15 protein-coding genes and 1 pseudogene are annotated in these 15514 nt (G+C 73.1%); 7 read left to right on the forward strand and 9 right to left on the reverse strand.

The window, feature by feature from the left end; all coding sequences use genetic code 11:
• Nucleotides 1–13: 13 nt before the first annotated feature.
• Nucleotides 14–544 (reverse strand): hypothetical protein, encoded by a 531-nt coding sequence (locus IEZ12_RS22595; RefSeq protein WP_229847796.1) that lies wholly within the window; start codon nucleotides 542–544, stop codon nucleotides 14–16.
• Nucleotides 545–555: 11 nt separating this feature from the next.
• A complete protein-coding gene (locus IEZ12_RS22600; protein ID WP_189274061.1) occupies nucleotides 556–1995 on the reverse strand; it encodes an FAD-binding oxidoreductase in 1440 nt (479 codons plus the stop codon).
• Between the two features lie 160 nt (nucleotides 1996–2155).
• Between IEZ12_RS22600 and IEZ12_RS22605 the strand changes: the two genes are divergently transcribed.
• A complete protein-coding gene (locus IEZ12_RS22605; protein ID WP_189274063.1) occupies nucleotides 2156–2605 on the forward strand; it encodes a hypothetical protein in 450 nt (149 codons plus the stop codon).
• A 52-nt stretch (nucleotides 2606–2657) separates the two neighbouring features.
• Here IEZ12_RS22605 and IEZ12_RS22610 read toward each other — a convergent pair whose 3' ends face one another.
• Complete coding sequence (locus tag IEZ12_RS22610; protein WP_043907255.1) at nucleotides 2658–2981, reverse strand: ArsR/SmtB family transcription factor; 324 nt, start codon at nucleotides 2979–2981, stop codon at nucleotides 2658–2660.
• A gap of 178 nt (nucleotides 2982–3159) precedes the next feature.
• On the opposite strand from IEZ12_RS22610, the gene IEZ12_RS22615 reads away from it, so the two are divergent.
• Together IEZ12_RS22615 and IEZ12_RS22620 are read left to right on the forward strand one after the other, a co-directional pair.
• Nucleotides 3160–4341, forward strand: coding sequence for an MFS transporter (locus IEZ12_RS22615; protein ID WP_189274065.1), 1182 nt, complete (start codon nucleotides 3160–3162; stop codon nucleotides 4339–4341).
• Nucleotides 4342–4635: 294 nt separating this feature from the next.
• Complete coding sequence (locus IEZ12_RS22620; protein ID WP_373295514.1) at nucleotides 4636–6954, forward strand: FdhF/YdeP family oxidoreductase; 2319 nt, start codon at nucleotides 4636–4638, stop codon at nucleotides 6952–6954.
• Here the strand turns inward: IEZ12_RS22620 and IEZ12_RS22625 are convergent.
• Together IEZ12_RS22625 and IEZ12_RS22630 are read right to left on the reverse strand one after the other, a co-directional pair.
• Entirely contained in the window at nucleotides 6929–7237 is a 309-nt protein-coding gene (locus tag IEZ12_RS22625) for a hypothetical protein (protein WP_052508974.1), read from the reverse strand. The genes IEZ12_RS22620 and IEZ12_RS22625 overlap by 26 nt on opposite strands.
• 63 nt (nucleotides 7238–7300) lie before the next feature.
• Nucleotides 7301–7954 (reverse strand): GNAT family N-acetyltransferase, encoded by a 654-nt coding sequence (locus tag IEZ12_RS22630; protein WP_189274067.1) that lies wholly within the window; start codon nucleotides 7952–7954, stop codon nucleotides 7301–7303.
• Between the two features lie 574 nt (nucleotides 7955–8528).
• Between IEZ12_RS22630 and IEZ12_RS22635 the strand changes: the two genes are divergently transcribed.
• Entirely contained in the window at nucleotides 8529–9611 is a 1083-nt protein-coding gene (locus tag IEZ12_RS22635) for a phytanoyl-CoA dioxygenase family protein (RefSeq protein ID WP_189274069.1), read from the forward strand.
• 161 nt (nucleotides 9612–9772) lie between these two features.
• Here IEZ12_RS22635 and IEZ12_RS22640 read toward each other — a convergent pair whose 3' ends face one another.
• Entirely contained in the window at nucleotides 9773–10720 is a 948-nt protein-coding gene (locus IEZ12_RS22640) for an ArsR/SmtB family transcription factor (RefSeq protein ID WP_189274071.1), read from the reverse strand.
• 88 nt (nucleotides 10721–10808) lie between these two features.
• On the opposite strand from IEZ12_RS22640, the gene IEZ12_RS22645 reads away from it, so the two are divergent.
• Entirely contained in the window at nucleotides 10809–12014 is a 1206-nt protein-coding gene (locus IEZ12_RS22645; RefSeq protein ID WP_229847798.1) for an alpha/beta hydrolase family protein, read from the forward strand.
• 247 nt (nucleotides 12015–12261) lie between these two features.
• Here IEZ12_RS22645 and IEZ12_RS38890 read toward each other — a convergent pair whose 3' ends face one another.
• The gene (locus IEZ12_RS38890; protein ID WP_229847823.1) at nucleotides 12262–12810 is read right to left on the reverse strand and encodes a hypothetical protein; all 549 of its coding nucleotides are present in this window, start codon (nucleotides 12808–12810) and stop codon (nucleotides 12262–12264) included.
• A 223-nt stretch (nucleotides 12811–13033) separates the two neighbouring features.
• Here IEZ12_RS38890 and IEZ12_RS38900 point away from each other — a divergent pair, with 223 nt between their 5' ends.
• Together IEZ12_RS38900 and IEZ12_RS22655 are read left to right on the forward strand one after the other, a co-directional pair.
• Entirely contained in the window at nucleotides 13034–13315 is a 282-nt protein-coding gene (locus tag IEZ12_RS38900) for a hypothetical protein (RefSeq protein ID WP_229847800.1), read from the forward strand.
• Nucleotides 13316–13456: 141 nt separating this feature from the next.
• A pseudogene (locus IEZ12_RS22655) lies at nucleotides 13457–13738 on the forward strand (transposase); the annotation flags it as partial.
• Between the two features lie 309 nt (nucleotides 13739–14047).
• On the opposite strand, the gene IEZ12_RS22660 reads toward IEZ12_RS22655, so the two are convergent.
• On the reverse strand, nucleotides 14048–14449 hold the full coding sequence (locus tag IEZ12_RS22660) for a hypothetical protein (protein ID WP_189274074.1): 402 nt from the start codon (nucleotides 14447–14449) through the stop codon (nucleotides 14048–14050).
• Nucleotides 14446–15417, reverse strand: coding sequence for an LLM class flavin-dependent oxidoreductase (locus tag IEZ12_RS22665; RefSeq protein ID WP_189274076.1), 972 nt, complete (start codon nucleotides 15415–15417; stop codon nucleotides 14446–14448). The genes IEZ12_RS22660 and IEZ12_RS22665 overlap by 4 nt, the downstream gene beginning before the upstream one ends.
• Between the last annotated feature and the right edge of the window lie 97 nt (nucleotides 15418–15514).

Below are 15514 nucleotides of genomic sequence, written 5' to 3' on the forward strand. Positions count from 1 at the left end.
GACCGGCGGTCGCTCACTCCGCGGGCTCGCGGCGCGCCCGGCGCCAGGCGTCCTCGAATTCGTCACGGCCGATCTCCAGCGCCGCGTACTGCGGGTCGTAGAGGTCGGACGGCGGGTTGAACAGCCAGTCCTCGGCGGTCGTCCTGATCGCATCGCCGTCGGCGCGGAGCTCGATCTGGCGCACGCGCCGCCCGTCCGGCCCGAGCTCGTCCAGGTAGACCTCGCCGTCCTCGCCTTCCGGCGAGCGCAGATGGACCCGGTCCCGCCCCACCAGGGCGCCGAACCCGGGCTGCCCGCGCTGGGCGTCCCGCTTGGCGCGGAAGCTGGTCAGCGGATTCGGCTCCGGGTCGTCGAGGTGGATCTCCGCCACGTTCCACGTCTCGACGCGTTTCACGAGGTCCGGTTCGGTGACCACCTCGACCTCGGCGCAGGCCTCGACGATCTCCTCGGCCGAGCCCGCCCACACCCACCACCACAGACCCCCCATGCCGTAGTCATGAAGGACCAGGTGCCGCGTCTTCCCGCCCTCGTTCAGCCTGTTCACAGCCCGTGAGCCTACCTCGGCGACGCACCGGCCCGCCGGGGTGGGACGGCCTGCGGGAAGTCGAAGAACCCGTCCGGGTCGTAGGCCGCCTTGACGGCGACGAGCCGCGGGAGGTTGGCCCCGTAGTAGGCCCGGGCGTAGTCGTCGAGGTACGGGTCGGCGTAGTTGACGTACGCGCTGTCACCGGCCCACGGACGCATCGCCCGCCGCACGCCCCGCAGCCAGCGGGCCGCCCGGTCCAGGGCGGCGGCCGGGGTGCCGGGGTCGAACATGCAGTGGTACTGCGCGGAGAACAGCGCGTCGCGGTGGACGAACGCGGTGGCGTCGGGCGCCACCCGGCCGACGGCCCCGCGCAGGCTGTCCAGCAGGACGTAGCCCGGTCCGCCGTCCGACGCGCGACGGGCGACGGCGGCGACCAGCGCGTGGATGCCGGCGGGCGGCAGGTGGACCGGGAAGAAGTTGGACGCCGCGACGAACGGCGGCCGGTCGAGCACCGCGTCCGGTGTCCGGCCCGTCAGGTGGAGCTGCGAGACGGTGCCCTGACTGCCCGTCATAGACATGATCATCTCCCGGTACGAGATGACCTCGTTGCGCAGCTCGACCGGCTCGACCCCCACGGCGGCGACCAGGGTGTCGGCGACGTCCGGCCCGTCACCGAGGACGTACAGGCTCACCGCCACCGTGCACCCGCCGGTCGGCTCGGCGCTCAGCCCCAGACAGGACCACTCCTCGTCCGGGCGGGCCGGCGCCCAGCGCTGCCAGGCGTCCACCACCCGGGCCGCATCGCGCCAACTCCATTGCAGCGAAGCCCTGGTCACCTCGGTCGTGGGGTGCGTCCGGAAGGTGAACCCGGTGACCACCCCGAAGTTCCCGCCCCCGCCACCGCGTAACGCCCAGAACAGCTCCGGCTCACGCTCCGCCGAACACTGCCTGATCCGGCCGTCCGCGGTCACCACCACGGCGGAGACCAGCCGGTCGCACGTCAACCCGTAGGCCCGGCACACCGATCCGAGCCCGCCGCCGAGCGTCAGCCCCGCGATGCCGACGGTCGGACAGCTCCCCGCCGGAATGCTCAGGTTCTCGGCGAGCAGCGCGTCGTAGGCGTCGATGAGCAGCGCACCGCCGCCGATCGTCGCCCTCCCGGCCCCGGTGGCGACGGCGTTCATCCGCCCCAGGTCGAGCGTGATCCCCGGGCTGGTGGACCACCCTCCGTAGCTGTGGCTCCCGCTGCGGGCCGCCAACGGCAGCCCGTACCGCCGGGCGAAGGCCAGCGTCTCCCGCACGTCCTCGACCCCCTGCGCGAACACCACCGCCCGCGGATGCACCTCGAACCGGGAGTTGTACGGCAGCCGGGCCACCCCGTACCCCTCCTCCCCCGGCCGGAGCAGAGTGCCGTCGAGCCCACGGGCCAGGCCGGACCAGTCGGTTGAGGTCGTACGCGTCTGATTCATCCTGCCGATTGTGAGGCCGCACCACCCGTGGTGACCAGGGGGCGGGTGGGACGAACACCCTATGCTCCCGGGCATGCGGAGACCGTCGACACAGGAGCCGTTCCCGGACCCGACAGTACGCTTCGCCCACCGTCAACAGCAAAGAACAGGACCGGACTTGATGAACACCAGCGGGCAGGCCGCGGTCGCCCTGGCAGTGGCGCTCCGCGATGCCCACTTCCGTCTGAAGGCACTGGCCCGCGCCTGGGCGGAGAACGCCCCCGCCGGCGCGGTGCACGGGCGCCGGCCGCTGGGCCCGGCCTGGCAGTACTCGGACCGGCCGGACCAGGCCTCCTACACGGACGGCCTGCTGATCGAGCTGGCGGACGACCTGACGCTGCTCCTCCACCTCTCCGTCGACTTCGGCGCCGCCGGCACCGACCTGCAGGCCACCGTCTCCGTCGAGGACGACGAGGGCAACGTCGAGGAGCTGCTGTCCACCGGGCCCGAGGAGTACCCGGTGAGCGCCGAGGACCTGGTCGCCGCGATCGGGCAGTGCCTGGCCCGGCTCGAACGCCTCGATCCTTCGGGGGTGATCGGCGCGCGGTGCCCGGGCGCCGTGCGGCCCTGAGAAGCCGCGCCCTGACCGGGGGCGCGGCGACGCGTGCCCGCGGCCCGGCCGGTCAGGAGGCCGCTGCCGGGAGGAGTGCGTCGAGCAGGCCGGGGAACCGGGCGTCGAGGTCGGTGCGGCGCAGGCTGACGAAGCGGTTGCGGCCTGCCACCCGGGTGGTGGTGACGCCCGCTTCGCGCAGGACGCGCATGTGGTGGGAGACGGTCGACTTGTGGAGGTGGTCCAGGCCGAGGCCGTGCGGGTCGCAGGAGTGTTCGGCGCCGTCGGCGTAGCTGAGCAGCAGGGTCATGCGCACGGGGTCGCCGAGGGCGTGCAGGACGGTGACGAGGTCGATGTCTGCGGTGGCGGGCTGGGGAAGCCGCTCGGTGTCGCTCATGGGTGGCGCGTGCTCCTCGGGGCCGGGGCCGGGGCCGGGATCGGAATGGTTTGACAATCATCCACCCATCCTCGAATGTTTGACGAGCGTCCAACTGTTGCATGCATATCCAACAGAGCGTGCAGCAGTGCTGCCGCCCGCACGACGAACCGTTTCCTGCGCCCCGGGGGGCCTTCCCATGCCCGTACGTCTGCTCCTGCTCGCCCTCGGCACCTTCGCCGTCGGCACCGACTCGATGGTGGTGGCCGGCATCCTCGGCCCGGTCTCCGCCGACCTGCACGTGTCGGTGCCGGCCGCCGGCCAGCTGGTCACCGTCTTCGCGCTCGGCTACGCGCTGCTGGCCCCGGTGCTGGCCACGTTCACCGCCCGCTGGCCGCGCCGGCGCCTGCTGCTGGCCGCGCTCGCGGTGTTCAGCGCGGCCAACGCGCTCAGCGCGCTCGCCCCCACGTACGGACTCCTGCTGGCCACCCGGGTGCTGGCGGCGGCCGGCGCCGCCCTCTACACGCCGACCGCCAACGCGGTCGCCACCACCCTGGTCGCCCCCGAGCGACGCGGACGGGCGCTGGCCACCGTGCTCGGCGGGATGACGGTGGCCACCGCGCTGGGCGTGCCGCTGGGCACCTGGGTCGGGCGCACCGACTGGCGACTGACGATGTGGCTGGTCACCGCCCTGGGCCTGGCCGCGCTCGCCGGCCTGGCCCTCCTGCTGCGCGACCTGCCCTCCCCCGTCGCCGCCCCCACCCTGCGGGCACGCCTCGCACCGCTGGGCCGACCCCGGGTCCTCGGCGCGGCAGCCACCACGCTGGTGTTCTTCCTCGCCTTCCAGAGCGTCTACATCTACCTGGCCACCGCCGTCTCCGGCGCCACCGGCGGCGACAGCGGCCGACTGAGCGTGATCCTGCTGACCTCGGGCGTGATGTCGGTGGCCGGCAGCTGGCTGGGCGGACGCCTGGTCGACCGCCTCGGGGTGCGCCGGGTACTGCTGGCCGGCTCGGCGGCAGCGGCAGCCGCGTTCGCGGCCCTCCCGTGGCTGGGCCGCTCCATGCCGGGCGCCCTCGGGTACGCCCTGGTGGTCCCGCTCGCAGGCTGGGCCGTGTCGGTGGCGCTGCCGCACCGCCTGGCGTCCATCGACCCGGCCAACGCGCCGCTGCTGATCTCCCTGAACAGCAGCGCCCTGTACCTGGGCACAGCAGCCGGCGGCATCGCCGGTTCGGCCGCGATCGGCCTCCTGGGCGGCCGCTGGTTCCCCCTCGCGGCAGCAGCGCTCGCCCTGGCGGCATGCGCGGTGTCCGCAGCCACCACCCGCGACGAACGCACCCCCCGAACCCGAAACCGCACCCCGGAACCCGTCCACGCCTGAACAGCACCCCACCCTGCCGCCTGCACCCAGCGCCGACTCCGCTCGTCCGACCGACCGGGCCTTGCCCAGAGCGCAATGTCTCCTGGCGAACCTGCCGTCCCCGCCGGAGGACTACGTCCCGACCTGGCACCGCGGCGGCCGGGACTTGGTACAGCCGCCGGTGTGGTGACGGCCGTTCTGGCCGCCGCCCGGGTGGTTCGCGGGGGCGGCGTGGCGTGGACGGCCGGCTCCGGGTGGGCGGGGAGGGCAGGATCGACCGGGCCGTTGTTCCCTCGCAGAGCCAGGAGTGCCGCCGTGACCGCTACCGAGGAGCCGGACCGGACCGAGCCGCGGGTGGAGCCGTACCGGGCCGAGCCGCGGGTGGAGCCGTACCGGCATCCGGCTGCGGGATGGGGTGCGGCGAAGTCGGTGACGCGGGTGCTGGCGCGGACGGGCGAGTGGGTGGACGGGCCGCGGGCGGTGCTGCGGATGAACCACGAGGGCGGGGGGTTCGACTGTCCGGGCTGTGCGTGGCCGGACGACTACAAGGGCCTGCACCTGGACATCTGCGAGAACGGCATCAAGCACGTCACGTGGGAGATGACGCGCAAGCGGGTCGGGCGGGAGTTCTTCGCGGCGCACACCATCACCGAGCTGTCGGGGTGGAGCGACTTCGCGTTGGAGGACCAGGGCCGGCTGACCGAGCCGATGGTGTACGACCCGGAGACCGACAAGTACCGGCCGATCGACTGGCAGCAGGCATTCGAGCTGGTCGGCGGGGTGCTGCGCGGTCTGGACGATCCGAACCGGGCGGCGTTCTACACCTCGGGACGGCTGGGCAACGAGGCGACGTTCCTGTACCAGTTGCTGGCCCGTGAGCTGGGCACCAACAACCTCCCGGACTGTTCGAACATGTGTCACGAGGCGTCCGGGCGGGCGCTCACGGCCTCGCTCGGCACCGGGAAGGGCACCGCGGACCTGAAGGACTGGGAGGCGGCGGACGCGCTGTTCGTCCTGGGGGTGAACGCGGCGTCGAACGCGCCGCGGATGCTGACCGCGCTGGCCGACGCGCACCGGCGGGGCGCGCAGGTGGTGCACGTCAATCCGCTGGTGGAGGCGGCGGCGACCCGGACCATCGTGCCGCACGAGTTCGCGAACATGGCGCTGATGCGCGCGACCGCGACCAGCACGCTCAATCTGCAGGTGCGGATCGGCGGGGACTTCGCGCTGCTGCGGGCGATGGCGAAGGCGCTGCTGGAACAGGCGAGGCACGATCCGCGGGCGCTGGACCAGGAGTTCGTCGAGCGGCACACCACGGGGTTCGCGGCGTACCGGGAGCTGTGCGAGCGGACGCCGTGGGAGGAGTTGGAGCGGCAGAGCGGGCTGAGCCGGGCGCAGCTGCTGGAGGCGGCGCGGGTGTACCGGGAGGCGGACCGGTCGATCTTCTCGTGGTGTCTGGGGGTGACGCAGCACGAGCACGGGGTGGACACCGTCCGGGAGATCGTCAACGTGCTGTTGCTGCGCGGGAACCTGGGCCGCGAGGGGGCGGGGCCGTCGCCGGTGCGCGGGCATTCGAACGTGCAGGGCAATCGGACCTGCGGGATCGACCACCGGCCGGCGCCGGCGTTCCTGGACCGGTTGGCGAAGGTCTGCGGGATCGATCCGCCGCGCGAGCACGGCCTGGACACGGTGGGCGTGATCGGGGCGATGGCACGCGGCGAGGTGTCGGTGTTCGTCGGGATGGGCGGCAATTTCGCGATGGCCGCGCCGGACACCGAGTTCACCCACCGGGCGCTGCGCCGTTGCGAGTTGACGGTGCAGGTGTCGACGAAGCTCAACCGCAGTCATCTGGTGCACGGGCGGCGGGCGTTGATCCTGCCGTGCCTGGGCCGCACCGAGCAGGACCGGCAGCGGGGCGGGGTGCAGGCCACCTCGGTGGAGGACTCGATGAGCATGGTGCACCTGTCGGTGGGCATGCGGAAGCGAGCGGCGTCCCCGCAGTTGCTCTCCGAGCCGGCGATCGTCGCGGGGATCGCGCGGGCCGCGCTGCCGGGGAGTGCGACGCCGTGGGAGTGGTACGTGGAGGACTACGACCGGATCCGCGACACCATGGCGAAGGTGCTGGACGGTTTCGAGGACTTCAACCGGCGGGTCCGGCTGCCGCTGGGGTTCCGGATCCGGCAGCCGGCCCGTGAGCTGGTGTTCCTCACCCCGTCGGGGAAGGCGGAGTTCTCCACCGCGCCGCTGCCGGACGTGCTGCCGGGCCCGGGAACGCTGGTGCTGGGCACGATGCGCTCGCACGACCAGTGGAACACCACCATCTACTCGGACGACGACCGCTACCGGGGCGTCAAGAACCTGCGCACGCTGGTGTTCATGAACCGTCAGGACATGCGGGAGCGCCGGCTCGCCGAGTTCGACCCGGTCGACATCGTGGCGACCGCCCGGGACGGCTCGACGCGCGCGCTGCACGGCTACCTGGCGGTCCCGTACGACCTGCCGCGCGGCTGCGCGGCCGGGTACATGCCGGAGATGAACGTGCTGTGCGCGCTGGGCGACTACAGCAGCCAGAGCGATCAGCCGATCATGAAACACCTCAATGTGACGATCAGCCCCGCCGCCACCACGCCCTGACGGTCCGCCACCGCCCCCGGGCTGGGCGGGCCGCCCGGTCCGCGAGCAGCGCCCGGCCCTCGAACCGGCCGCCGGGCACCTCGATCGGCATCTTCCGGTCGGCCTCGGCGAGCAGTTCGGCGTGCGCCGCGTAGGAGGTGCCGCGCACCGCCTCCTCGTAGGCGGCCAGCATGCCGCCCACCGCGGCGGAGGCTCCGCGGTGCCGCCGCAGGGCCTGCCCGGCCAGACCGAGCAGGGTCAGTACGCCGGCCAGCACCGCCAGCGCGATCAAGTAGGGCAGCATCACCGCTCCGTCGTCCGTCCGACCTTCGTTCCGTCCAACGTCCGCACCGGGAGCGGCAGTTCCTCAGTCTGCCGCGGAGATGCCGAACAGTTCGGCGCACGGGGCGAGGCCGGTGAGCCCGATGTCGGGGCGCCGGGTGGGCTGCCAGTCGACACGGTCCAGGCGGAAGCGCTGGGTGAGGGCGAGTTCGCCGTGGCGGTTGTCGCGTTCCACGCCGTCGGGGAGGTAGCCGAGCTTGCGGGAGATCGCGACGGAGGCGGCGTTGTCGGTGAACGAGGCGGAGATCGCCGACTCGGCGGCCAGGCCGGCGAAGGCGAGGTGCAGCATCGCGACGCGGGCCTCGGTGCCCAGGCCCCGGCCGTGGTGCTCGATGCCCAGCCAGGAGCCGGACAGGATCTCGCGGCGGATCGCGAACTCCTTGGCGCGCAGCGACTGGACGCCGACGGGCCGGCCGTCGGCGAAGACCACCAGGACCAGCGCCCACTCCTCGGGCGTCCAGTCGGCCTGGGACCGCCAGTGGGCCTTCAGGACGGAGCGGGCCCGCTCGACGGGCGTGCCGTAGGACCAGGTGGAGCGGAACGGGCGGGTGCCGGGCTTGACGACGCCGCGGGCGGCGACCTCGGCCAGTTCGGCGAGTTCGGGTTCGGTGGGCAGCCGCAGCTCCAGGCGCGGGGTGCGCACGCTCAGTCCGGCGAGCGGCCAGTGGTCGGTCAGCATCGCTTCAGTGTGCCCGTGCGGGGCACGGGGGTCGGCCGTTTTCCGGGCACTCGCGAAACCCGGCGAGAGCCGTGCAGGGGTGCCGCAGGGGCATCTACCCCGCCGGCCCGGTCGGTTCCGGTGGTCGGCCGGTCCGCCGCTTCCCTGACGGCGGACGGGCCGGCGCGACGGCGTGCGGCGGGGTGCCGAGCCTCGATCAGCTTCTCGTAGGCACTGGCGGGTCGGGTCTTCGTACCTGCGGGCCCGGGTCGACGCTCCGTCAGGGGGTCGAGCCGAAGGGGACGTTGGGTCGGTCCCGAGCCGTTCGTCCGAGCCGACCCGTCACCGGACCGGGCTCGACCTCGTGGTCGCCCCCGGTTACTGATCAGGAACTTGACAAGATTTGTGGTCTGGACCAATGTGGCGATCGGCAACGGCCGCGACGCCTTCCCGGCGCCGCCCTTCCCCGCCACGTCCCCTGCCCGGCCCCGCTGCGGGGGCCACCGCGCCCGGTCCGGGGCGCATCCCACCCCGCCTTCCCGTGCGGGGCCTCCGTTCCTCCTCCTTCCGCCCGGCTCCCTGGAGGGGCTCTCCCATGTCCGTTCCGTCCCGCCGCGCCCACCTGTTCCGGGCCCCGAGCGACCGCCCGTACTTCAGCACCGACGGCGAGTCGTACCTCGCCCAGCACACCCTGCGCGAACTGGCCAAGTCCCGTCCGCTGCGCGTGCTCTCCCGGGAGGACTTCGCGCACTGGCAGACCTACGGCTACGTCATCGTCCGCGAGGCGGTGCCGGCCGAGCACGCCCGCCGGATGCTCGACTTCGCCTGGCAGTTCCAGGGCCTGGACCCCGAGGACCCGGACAGCTGGTTCATGGACCGCCCGTTCCGGTCCGCACTCGACCAGCAGCTGCACGTCTACGGCTTCGTCGAGGCGTACCACCACCAGCTGCTCTGGGACAGCCGGCAGCACCAGCGGGTCTACGACGCCTTCGTGGACATCTGGGACTGCGAGGAGCTGTGGGTGACCCTGGACCGGCTCAACCTGAACCCGCCCAACCGCGGCAACCGCGACCGGGCGCTGATCGACCCCGCCGGCCGCGGCCACGACGTCGAACTGCACTGGGACATCGACACCACCCTCGGCGTCCCGCCGCAGCGCGTGCAGGGCATCATCGCGCTCAACGAGACCTCGCCGGAGACCGGCGGCTTCCACTGCAGCCCGGAGCTGTTCCGGCAGTTCGAGCCGTGGAAGCTCGCCCAGCCGGCCGACCGCGACCCCGTCCGGCCCGACCTCGACCGCGCCGAACTGCCCGTCGTCCGCCCGGACCTGCACCCCGGCGACCTGCTGATCTGGAACGGCCTGCTGGCGCACGGCGTCGCGCGCAACCGCTCCGAGCAGGGCGTGCGCGCCGTGCAGTACCTGTCGATGATGCCCGCCCTGGAGGAGCACGAGCGGCTGCGCAGGTCCCGCGTCGACTCCTGGCGCCACCTGCACACCCCGCGCTGGAACCGCACCCTGGTGGGCGACCCGGTCCTGCCCGAGTCCAACCGCTACCCCACCGCCCGACTCACCGAACTGGGCTCCAAGTTGCTCGGCCTGGCCTCCTGGCACGAGCCGGTCGGCATCGACACCGGAGCGACCCGGTGCGCCGCCCCTGCCTGGAAGCAGATCGGGTGAACCTGCCGGCGGTCGCCGACCCCACGGCGAGCCACTGCCCGGCCGTCCGGACTCCGAAGGACACCGAGCTGCCCCACTGATCCATCAGGATCGTCCCCCGGCGGCCGGCTCGGCCTGCGCCTGCGCCCGGCCGTTCCGGCGGTCCGCGCCCTGACGTACCGTCACTCCCCGACCAGCAGGCTTCCGAGCGCGGTACGGCGGTGCAGCACCGCCTTCCCGGCGCGGGCGGTGGAGATCAGCCCCGCCCCGCGCAGCGCGGCGGTGTGGGCGGAGACCGTCGCGGCGCTGACCCGCAGGCGGCGGGCCAGTTCGGTCGTGGTGCGGTCCTCGGACAGCTGGTGGAGCAGCTCCGTGCGGGTCGGCCCGATCACCTTGGCCAGCGCCTGCGGGCCCGTGGGGCCGCCGGGCTGCGGCGGGAGGCCGGGCCCGGCCGGGTAGGTGAGCACCACCGGGCGGTCCGGCAGGTCCGACAGCAGCGGCCCCCCGGCCCCGTGGAAGCTCGGCAGCAGGAGCAGCCCGCGCCCGTCGAGGCGGATCTCCTTTGGCGCGCCCGGCAGTTCCCAGGTTCCGCCGCTCAGCCGGGCGCCCGGCAGCAGCCCCGCCAGCAGCGGACCGGCGCCGGTCTCGGCGAGTTGCACGGCCCGCTGGACGAACTCGGCGCGGTGCAGGTCCTGCACCTGCTCCCACACCGGTCCGAGCAGCGCCTCGAACGCCGCCCGCTGCGCCCGGAGGACCAGCCGCCACGCACCGGCGTCACCGCGCCGCAGCTCACCGATCCACGCCGGCACGGGCGTTCGCGCGTACACACGTTCCAACTCGGCGGCGACCATTTCGGCCGGCGTCGAGCGGAGCTGTTCCAGCGCGTCCGGCAGCGAGTCCGTCACCACGTCCAGGAAGCTCGGCGGCCGCCCGGCCGGGACGAGGTCCGCGAACGGCAGAACCGCCGGCGGCAGGGTGCGCAGCATTCGCTTCCGCCAGGTGCCGTGGAGCAGCTCGCCGTCCTGACGGCACATCAGCCCGAGTGCGACGTTCAGCTCCTGGAGCGGCGCGGGCCTGGGCGCGAGGCGGACCCGGGTGAAGTCCTCCGGCGCGAAGTGGATCCGGATCACGGTGCCCCCTGGTGTCGGCGGGCGCCATCTTTGAGCCCGGAGCCTCAAGGATCGCCGCCGTCCTGCCCGGCGGGCCAGCATGCCGGGCATGACCTCTGACTTCCCGATCGGCCGACGCTCCCTGCTGCTGGGCTCGGCCGCACTGACCCTGGGACTCGGCGCCCGCCCTGCCCGCGCTGCGGCTGCGGCCCCCGGTGACGTCGTCCTCACCCTGCCCGCGCCGACCGGCCGCCACCCGGTGGGGTGCCGGTCGGTGTACGTCGTCGACACGTCCCGGCGCGATCCCTGGGATTCCTCCGTCCCCGTACGGGAGTTGATGCTGACGTTCTTCTACCCGGCCCGCGACCTCACTGGCCTCGCTCCGGCCCCGCAGCTGCCACCGCCGACCGCGAACGCGTTCGGCCAGGTCGCCCCGTACGGCCCGCTCCGCCTCCCCGCCGCCGGAGTGGACTGGGCCGCCACCCTGTCCCACTCGTTCGCGGACGCGCCGGCGCTGCCGGGCCGACGTCCGGTGCTGCTGTACAGTCCGGGCGGCGGCGATCCGCGCGGCCTGGGGACGTCCCTGGCCGAGGACTTGGCCGGTCACGGCGCCGTGGTCGTCACGGTCGACCATCCCGGCGACGGCGCGGCGGTCGAGTTCCCGGGCACCACGGCGTTCCGGGACGAGCCGGTCCGGACGACGGTCTTCCGCGGCGACCCGCGGGACCGCCCGGAGGTCTTCCGCACCATGATCGACACTCGCGTCGCCGACCTGCGCTTCGTCCTCGACCGCCTCGCCCGACCGGCCGAACTGCCGCTGCCGCGCGGCCTGGCGGGGACGATCGACCGGCGCCGCATCGGCCTGTACGGCCACTCGGCGGGCGGGAGCGCCGCGGCGGAGGTGCTGTTCGAGGACCGCCGGGTGCGCGCCGCCGTCAACCTGGAGGGCTACCTGGACCATCCGCCGTTGGTACCCGGCGGCACCCCCGAGCCGTTCCCGGTCACGCGGCACGGCGTGGACCGCCCGCTCCTGCTGCTCGGCACCGAAGGGTTCGACCACCGCCCGGAGTTGGACCGCTCCTGGTCCGCCCTCACCGCCCGCTCCGGCCACCGGGTCCGCACGGCGCGGATCGCCGACGCCGGGCACTGGGTGTTCACCGACTGCGCCGCGACGATCCCGCAACTCCAGGCCACAGGACTGACCACCCGGGCCGAGCGGAACGCCGTGATCGGAAGGATCGCACCGACGGTCTCGATCCCGAAGGTCCGCCGCCTGGTGCGGGGGTTCTTCGAGGAACACCTGGGCAGGTGGTGACGACTTGTCAGGCCTGGGGCGCGGCCTACAGTTCCACCCCCTTGGTGCGCCCTGCCTCAGGTGGCAATCTGCGGTCTGCACATCGACGACGGCACACTGAGCTTGTGATTTAACAGGCGATCGTGACGATCAAGCGTCAGCGCGGCCAGCCTGCGGAACTGCCGGTCTCGCCTTCGCCCCTGCGGTGCCAGCCACGTGCCTCGACATCGATGCCGGTCCGCTCGGGCATGATCTACACCGATCGGACTCAGCGGCGGGGTGATGTGACGTGGGCGAGTGGCGAACCGACCCAACATTGGCGATGTGCCGGGCGTTGACGGAGGGGGCAGACCTGTCCTCGTTCGTGGGCGGGCCGTTCGATGTGCGTGCGATGGTGGCCGCCATGGAGCCCAAGGTCAAGGACAAATTCCTGCTCGACGAAGTCCCGTGGGAGAACTTCCCGCACGGCGATCACGTCAGGGAGGCCATACACGTGCTCCACGCCGGCGGCTCGCCCGTTCGCACCGGAACAGGTGCTGTGAGCGGCATGTGCGCCAACGACATGCGGGCGGCCGCCGTGCTCGCCGTGCCGTTCCTGATCCGGATCGCTGCCGACGCCCACCACCCTTACCGTGCCGAGGCGCTTGCTGAAGTCTCCTTTCCGGCTCGCGCCCGCTACTTCGGCGTCGCCTCCCGCCACGAACTGCTGCTCCACCGCGCTGACCTCCAGTACGGCGACCTCTACGACGACTATGGTGTCGAGGTGACCGGCTACCCGGCGGGGCTGGTCGGTTGCCGCCGCCCGGGCCGCGATCACCGCCGACGCCGCCCTCCTGAAGCCTCTTCTGCACGACCCCGACCCTGCGATCCGGATCGGCGCCGCCTATGCACTGGCTGCCGCCACCGACCTCGATCACGCGGTCCGTGCCGCCTTCCGCGCCCAGCTCGACGCCGAGCAGGACCCGATCGTCCAGGCCGCCCTGGTCTTCGCCACAGCCGAAGCCACCCGTACCCACCCCCACCAGCCGACCACCATGTGGATGCGAGAGCGCTGGCGGGACCGAACGCAAGCCCCCGAAGCCCGGCTGGCCGCCGCGATCGGCTGGCTCTGCCTGACCGACGAACCCGCCTCCGACGACCTGCGCGAAGACGTCGGCGACCTCGCCACCAACGAGCGCGCCCACGCCATGGACGACCTGCCCTGGATGGCCGCCGCCGGCGGATCCGGGGAGACGGGACTGCAACGCTGTGTCCGAGAGATGCTCCACCCCGAACAGCCTGATCCGATGGAGCACGACGACCCGTGGGCCCCGCTCCCTTGACTGCGGGAGCAGGCGCTCATGTACGTCCAGCTTCGAACAAGCGGACCCGGTGATCTCTCGTCCGGGTATTTCCGGGACGACGATGCAGCCTTCACGTGATCCTTAACTCGACCAAGAGGGGCAGGACTTGACGCGAAGGCTATAGCGGTGAGTTTGCTGGAACGAGACCTGCAGCGCGAGCCGTTCGCGGAGCTATCACGTTTCCGGGGGGTCTTCTACGACTGCCTGACCGGGCGGCGCGACGCACTGTTCGAGCTGACCGACTCGGTGTTGTGCACCGACGGCCCGGTGAAGACCCTGGTCGGCCTGGCGCTGGCTCCTGAGCACCGGCGCGGCCACGGCGCCCTGTACGGCGCGCTGAACCGGGGGTGCCTGGACGTCGAGCGGCTGCGGGCTGAGCTGGTCGGCCTGCCGCTGCCCCGCGCCGCACCGGATAAATCACAAGCTGAAGCAGGCGTTCCCAATACCGGGGCCGCCCACCGCCACCAGATGGGCAGCGATCGGGTCGCACCACCGCCGAAGCGGGTCATCTCGGACCGCGATCGCCCGGCAGCTGGGAAATGCCCACCCGGCTGCGGCACATGCCTACGCCTCCGAAGGGCCTCGATGACCCCTCCAACCGCGCGCACACGTAACCGACCGCAAACTTCCACGCCCGTCGCCACAGCCCCGCCCAATTGACCTACGGGGCAAGGAGATTACCGAACTGCCCGCCCCCACCGGGCCGGGTCGTCAGCTGCTCGTCGGCGCCGCCGGTCCGTCGCCCCTGGCCGCGCCGGTCTGCTGGTCCCACCAGGAGAAGTCCATCTCGCGGGCTTCGAGGGCGTCGAGGCGGTCGATGGCGTGCCGGACGAACTCGGCGGGGAGCCTGACGGCGTGTTCCTCGACGTAGTGGCCGAGGCCGCTGGGCCAGAGGTAGGTGCCGTCCGTCAGCTCGGCGTTGCCGTTGACGCGGCCGCACAGGCGGCAGCGGGACACGCCCATGAACTGACAGGCGAGTTGGCCCTGGCTGAGGTACATCCCGACCAGCGACCGTTCCTCCCCGTCCCAGCTCTCGTCCACCATCCGGGCCGGGTGTGGCAGGTGCGGCGCCTGCGCGGACCACCAGTAGCCGACGGCGCGCAGCTTCGTCACAGGGCTCGGGCCAGCGACTCGAGCGAGCCCGGCGCGTCCGGGCCGACCGGCGTGAGGACGACGGTGGTGGCACCGGCGGCGTGGCGGGCGGCGATGGCGGCGCGGGCCTGGGCGGGGGTGCCGGCGACGGCGAGGGCGCGGACCCAGTCGGCGGGCAGGGTGCGGGCGAACTCCGGGCCGTCGGCGGCGGCCTCGCGGTGGGCACGGAGTTCGGCGGCGAACGGGAGGGGCGCGAGGTGGGCGGCCCAGTCGGGTTCGCCGACCGCGGCCAGGCCTTCGCGGACCCGGTCGAGCGCGACGTCCTCGTCCTCGTCCACCGCTGCGGCGTCATAGGTGACGACGGTGGCGCCGGGGCCGAGGTGGCGGCGTGAGCTCTCGATGTACGCGGGGGCGGCGGGTTCGGCGAGCAGCAGTCCGTCGGCGACCTCGCCCGCCGCGGCCTGCGACTTGGGGCCGCGGACGCCGAGGATCACCGGCGGCGGCACCTCCGGGAGCTCCGTCAACTGCACGCCCGCGCACTGCACGTAGCGTCCGTCGGCCGGGCCCGGCTCGCCGCGCAGCAGGGTGCGCAGCGCGGTGGTGTACTCCTTGAGCAGGGTGACGGGGCTGGCCGGCCAGGCGCCGGCGGCGCGCATCCAGCCGGGCATGCCGTGGCCGATGCCGGCCACCACCCGGCCGGGGTGGAGCTGGGCGAGGGTGGCGAGTTCCATCGCGGCGAAGCACACGTTGCGCGCGCCGGCGGGCATGATGCCGATGCCGACGGTGATCCGTTCGGTGACGGCCAGGGCGGTGGCGGCCTGGGCGACGCCGCCCCGCCAGCCGAGGTCCTCGACCACCCACAGTTCGTCGAAGCCCAGCTGCTCCGCCCGGCGCGCGAACGGGATCAGGTCGCGGGCGGGCAGGTCGCGAGGCAGCATCACGCCGACCCGGCCTCGGGCGGTGGCGGTGGCGGTGTCGGGACCGGGCATCGAGGGCTCCTCACGAGGGGTGCTCCGCGCGACGGCAACCGCAACAACCCCACCGCCGGCACGTAAATCCGGTGATCATACCGCCAGCCTGTCCCCC

Source organism: Kitasatospora griseola (assembly GCF_014648555.1).
GTDB lineage: Bacteria > Actinomycetota > Actinomycetes > Streptomycetales > Streptomycetaceae > Kitasatospora > Kitasatospora griseola.

What these genes read in the sequence shown, in the direction of transcription:
- IEZ12_RS22610 (WP_043907255.1), bottom strand. Translation starts at nt 2,981, where the DNA reads ATGAGCGACACCGAGCGGCTTCCCCAGCCCGCCACCGCAGACATCGAC.
- IEZ12_RS22665 (WP_189274076.1), bottom strand. Translation starts at nt 15,417, where the DNA reads ATGCCCGGTCCCGACACCGCCACCGCCACCGCCCGAGGCCGGGTCGGC.
- IEZ12_RS22615 (WP_189274065.1), top strand. Translation starts at nt 3,160, where the DNA reads ATGCCCGTACGTCTGCTCCTGCTCGCCCTCGGCACCTTCGCCGTCGGC.
- IEZ12_RS22625 (WP_052508974.1), bottom strand. Translation starts at nt 7,237, where the DNA reads ATGCTGCCCTACTTGATCGCGCTGGCGGTGCTGGCCGGCGTACTGACC.
- IEZ12_RS22600 (WP_189274061.1), bottom strand. Translation starts at nt 1,995, where the DNA reads ATGAATCAGACGCGTACGACCTCAACCGACTGGTCCGGCCTGGCCCGT.
- IEZ12_RS22645 (WP_229847798.1), top strand. Translation starts at nt 10,809, where the DNA reads ATGACCTCTGACTTCCCGATCGGCCGACGCTCCCTGCTGCTGGGCTCG.
- IEZ12_RS22635 (WP_189274069.1), top strand. Translation starts at nt 8,529, where the DNA reads ATGTCCGTTCCGTCCCGCCGCGCCCACCTGTTCCGGGCCCCGAGCGAC.
- IEZ12_RS22630 (WP_189274067.1), bottom strand. Translation starts at nt 7,954, where the DNA reads ATGCTGACCGACCACTGGCCGCTCGCCGGACTGAGCGTGCGCACCCCG.
- IEZ12_RS22605 (WP_189274063.1), top strand. Translation starts at nt 2,156, where the DNA reads ATGAACACCAGCGGGCAGGCCGCGGTCGCCCTGGCAGTGGCGCTCCGC.
- IEZ12_RS38900 (WP_229847800.1), top strand. Translation starts at nt 13,034, where the DNA reads ATGCGAGAGCGCTGGCGGGACCGAACGCAAGCCCCCGAAGCCCGGCTG.